4 protein-coding genes are annotated in these 4,389 nt (G+C 39.7%); all 4 read right to left on the bottom strand.

Features of this window, described 5'->3' with window-relative positions:
* Positions 1-261 precede the first annotated feature (261 nt).
* Complete coding sequence (locus ACTRXH_RS15900) at positions 262-537, bottom strand: helix-turn-helix domain-containing protein (protein ID WP_474283011.1); 276 nt, start codon at positions 535-537, stop codon at positions 262-264.
* A gap of 22 nt (positions 538-559) precedes the next feature.
* The gene (locus ACTRXH_RS15895) at positions 560-838 is read right to left on the bottom strand and encodes a helix-turn-helix domain-containing protein (RefSeq protein WP_474283009.1); all 279 of its coding nucleotides are present in this window, start codon (positions 836-838) and stop codon (positions 560-562) included.
* Positions 839-857: 19 nt separating this feature from the next.
* The gene (locus ACTRXH_RS15890; protein ID WP_474283013.1) at positions 858-2,126 is read right to left on the bottom strand and encodes a plasmid recombination protein; all 1,269 of its coding nucleotides are present in this window, start codon (positions 2,124-2,126) and stop codon (positions 858-860) included.
* 1,009 nt (positions 2,127-3,135) lie between these two features.
* On the bottom strand, positions 3,136-4,062 hold the full coding sequence (locus tag ACTRXH_RS15885; protein ID WP_474283007.1) for a protein rep: 927 nt from the start codon (positions 4,060-4,062) through the stop codon (positions 3,136-3,138).
* Between the last annotated feature and the right edge of the window lie 327 nt (positions 4,063-4,389).

Raw genomic sequence — 4,389 nt, 5'->3', positions numbered from 1 at the left:
AAACCTTCAGTTCGAGTTAGTTTAAAATCAATTACTTATTATCTATAATTCACACAGTAATGACATTACCTTCGTTGATTAGGTTCAGAGGAAGCCGTACTGAAAAAACGCAGGATGGATGTCTCTGAATCGCAATCAACTTTTAGCATCCTTTGCTTGGTGCACCAGGCAAAGGATTTTATACAACATAGAAAAAATATGCCTGAAGGAATATATTCCTTCAGGCATATTTTTTCTATTCGCAGCCCAAAGTCACGGCCACTACTTTTTTTGCATTAATGCCCAATCAATTTCTAATCCTCGAAGATATTTTAAAAATGTTTTCATCGTGGGATGATTATTCCCACTTTCCATTTTGGATATCATGCTAGAGGTCAGTCCGCTTTTTTCTGCTAACATGGCTTGTGTTAAACCCATCTCCACCCGTATTTCAATCGCCGTTGCTAACATTTTGGCATATGCCTGGTCCGTTTCTTCTTCGCTCTGACCCAACTGGAACAACTTCTCCCAACTGGAATGATTCATTTTTGCACCCATATCCTCTCTCCCAACCCTTATATCACATACTCTTTTCGTTTAATTCATATTCCAAATCAAGGCTCTCTAGATATTTTAAAAATGTTGTCTCTGTAATCTGCCTATCCACTCGCTCAATTCTTGAGACCGTGTGTCTTGCCAATCCACTTTTTTGACCAACCATAGCTTGCGTTAGTCCTAAATCAATCCGTTTCTCAATCGCTTTAGAAAGTAAGGCACCATATATCCGGTCCTCCTTCTTTTTACTTTGCTCAAGTTCTAATAATTTTTTTGCTGTCGATATATCACTTTTCGCTACCATACTGGCCCCCTAGATTTTTCTACCTACCTAAATTCGGTCCACGCCCGCGATTTTTCTTTTTCTGTTGCCCCCGTTCCTGCTGTTTTTCTTGAAAAACTTTATCCATCGCTGGTTGTTCATCATCTCGCTTCAAACTCGTTGGATATCTTTTTAAATTGAGAGATTCAATGGCTTTACCTTTGGCCCGTCCCACCATATCCGCAAACTGCTGCTTTTGATTCGAGAACTGCTCTTTCAACAAATCGAACGCCTTATGCAAAATCTTATTTTCATTCGTTAAATGACGATTAGTTTCTTTCAGTTTCTCATTTTGATCTCGTAATTCCTCATTCGATTCTTGCGCCCAACGCACATCTCGTTGGAGAGCATGACGTTCTCTCTTCAAACTTTCATTTTTATTTTTCGTATCAAACGATCCGTGAGCAAGGTTATACAGTTCGTCATAGTGCTCTTTGAGTAATTCCACTTTACGAGGTCCTGCGAAGCCCATAGAACGCTTTTCTTTGGTTTTAGCACTTATCCGACTGAAATTTTGCTCAAACTGCTTCATGGGCTCCAGAGACGCCTGTTTCTCCTTGATCTGTTGCTCCAGGTCTTCGAGTTCTTTGGTCTTCGCTTTGAAGTCATTCATGTCCTCATAGTCCTTCGTTCCAACGAGCTCCCGATCAATCCCCCTGGCGTTGATCTTTTCTTCTAAAAATCCAGTCTCTCGTTCTCGCCAGTCTTCAAACGGATACGTCTGATTCAGCGTGTCATCCTGCTGCTTAATCGCCCGGTCAAACGACACCTGGGTATCCATGCCTTTTTTGTATCCGGTGGCCACCGGCACAAAATTTATATGCATATGTGGGCTTGCTTCATCATCGTGAATGACCGCATTGTAAATTTTGAGTTGTGGGTTACGCTCCTGAAACTCCTGGAACCATTCCTGCAGAATCTCTTTCGCCATCTCCCGATTCGGTTCTTGATCATCGAAATGTTCCTGCCCTCCAATTTGAACAATCATTTCCTGCTGCGGGCGATTCTTTTTCCCCTGCTGCACATGCTTATAGTAGTCCTCAATTTTTCGATCCCGGCGTTGCTGCTTTTCATTGTATCGATCTTTGGCTGGTCCAAACTCTCGCTCATAAACTTGGCGAAGATCTTCTTTCACTAAGTACACATTTCGGTCCGATTTCGAGAAATCGATGTGGTCGTTTCGTTCTTTTCCTCGCTCCGTGAACTCCCGGTTATTATGTTTGATGTTAGTCTTTTTCGTATCTTTTCTAAGTGAAATGCTCATGCCCATCTCGATCACCTCGCTGCCTTCAAGACTACCAGACCTTTGTTACTTTGCCAAAGTAACATTTTCTGAGTTTTGACAAGTGTGTCAAAACGAAAATGCTCTGCGAGGCTTGTCGGCTTCGCCGAGCCATGCCAAGCATGGCCAAAAAAGACCGCCCCCTTTTTGAAAAAAGGGGCCACCAAAAACTTTCTTTCTACCTCCGGTGGCTCTGTCGAGGACGAAGCTAAAAAGGGAAAAAGTGTTTTTCCTTTTTAGCTATCGCCAATAGCCTGGATCCCATGTGCGTCCGTCAACTCCTTATCCTCCCTTGGCTTCGCCAATGTCCGGTACCGTTGACGAACGATCAAACAATGCTGTTTCCTTTCACCAAAATATTTATTTCCATCCTCATCGAACAAATGTAGGTTTATATCCATGCTCATTCCGGAAATAGAATCTCTAATATCCAGCCATGGATATTCCCTTGCTGTTTGTATTTTTGTTAGTCCAGACAAGAAAAGAAGCACTCTTCCAGAGAGTGCTTCTTTTCTATTTGTTTAAATAACATTTTTATTCTTATCACCTAAATACGTGTTTCGATTTCTTCAATAGTGGAATTAAAGTAAGAGATATCCATGTCGGCCTCATGGTATCTCCCTTGATAGTTTGTTATATTGCCTTGGAAAAAACGAACCTCCCACCAGTTGTTCGTTTTTTCTATGTTCCATAAACTTAGCCTCGTTGAAACTCTTTGTTCATTCATGATATTCTTTTTATACACCCGCAATACCTCCTCTTTTTTAAAGAGAACGGCAGACCGTCAGTCTCATCGCTGGCGGTTTGCTGATGTATACGGAGAATAAATTGGCCATCCAAGAGAGAGTTGCTCAGTCTCTCTCTTGGAAAGCTTTAATCCTTTTTATTCTTCCAATCATCAGAGTCAAAAAGCTTCCAGGTCCGTTAACGGACCTGGAAGCTTTTTATGCCTTTACCCCATATATTTTACAGATCATTTGAAAACTGTTTATTTCTTCTACCTTTCATCCAAATCTTCTTCCTCCACCAACTGTCGGTTCACTTCCCCATGTTCCTGTTCCGTCAGTAGTCGTTTTTCCTCTTCCACGTAATTCCCGTGTCCCCAACTATACAGCAACGCATAGATATATTCCGTTGGATCTTGTTCTCTATAGTGATCAAGCTCTCCATCTTTGAATAACTTATTCGATTCTTTAAACAGCCCAGAGTACACCATCAACTGCTTGCCTTTTAACCCTTTATAAAAAGCATCGAATACTTTTTCATTCGCCAGGTAATCACTATCTTTCGCCGAGTATTTGGCTAGTTCGGCCACTTCTTTTTTACTGTTCGTCCGTACCTTCTGCACATGAACATTGGTAATTAACGGATTCTTCGTTACCTCTTGCCACAATTTTAACCAACGATCCTGCTTAATATATTGATTAGGCTTATTAAAGTAACTTTTATTAACTGCAATTAACACATGGAAGTGGGGATTATAATCATCTCGATCTTGATTATATGTAACTTCCAATTTCCGAATATAGCCTTTAACCACACTTTGAACTTCTCTTCTTTTAACCAATTTTTGAAATGCATGATTGTATTCCTTAATCTCATCATGTAACTCTTCCGCTTTTACATTCGGTGTCGTAAGAGTCAAAAAAATAAAGTCCTTGTTGTATGTATCTTTAATATATTCCATCTGAATCGCTAAAGCCAAAGCTTCTTTTCTAGCTTTCTTCCACGAACAGATCGGACAGAATCGATTTTTGCAGGTATTTCCTTTATGCTGTTTTTTATTTTTCAGGGTTTCATCAGCCACCATCATCATAAATGTATTACAATCTTGCACAATCTCCCATGACGATTCCGACAAAAACTTACGAATAAACCGTGCTAATACTTGATTTTTCTTCTTTTTCTCGGTAAACTTCTCCATATAAAATTAGTTTTAAATAAATGCAAAACTACATCCCAAAATAGTTACGCATTAAAAACTTGCACCTCCGATACTCTTTAATTTCTAGTGTGGTTACTTGAAATTCTAGATTAGTATCCTAAAAAGTGCAAGTTTTTTCCCTTTTTTTGCCGTAATTACAGTACTTATAGACGTTCAACTGCTGCGTAAATAGTTACCCTTATTATCAAGTAAAGTAGGCTTTGATTTTCGCTTTGCTCAATCACGCCTAAAACCTTCAGTTCGAGTTAGTTTAAAATCAATTACTTATTATCTATAATTCACACAGTAATGACATTACCTTCGTTG

The organism is Marinococcus sp. LNHM5E3-2.1, assembly GCF_056034365.1.
Note: the sequence above shows the minus strand (reverse complement) of the source record. Positions and strands in the feature narration are given on the sequence as shown.

Coding starts and splice junctions, on each gene's coding strand:
- ACTRXH_RS15900 (WP_474283011.1), bottom strand. CDS start 537: ATGGGTGCAAAAATGAATCATTCCAGTTGGGAGAAGTTGTTCCAGTTG.
- ACTRXH_RS15895 (WP_474283009.1), bottom strand. CDS start 838: ATGGTAGCGAAAAGTGATATATCGACAGCAAAAAAATTATTAGAACTT.
- ACTRXH_RS15890 (WP_474283013.1), bottom strand. CDS start 2,126: ATGGGCATGAGCATTTCACTTAGAAAAGATACGAAAAAGACTAACATC.
- ACTRXH_RS15885 (WP_474283007.1), bottom strand. CDS start 4,062: ATGGAGAAGTTTACCGAGAAAAAGAAGAAAAATCAAGTATTAGCACGG.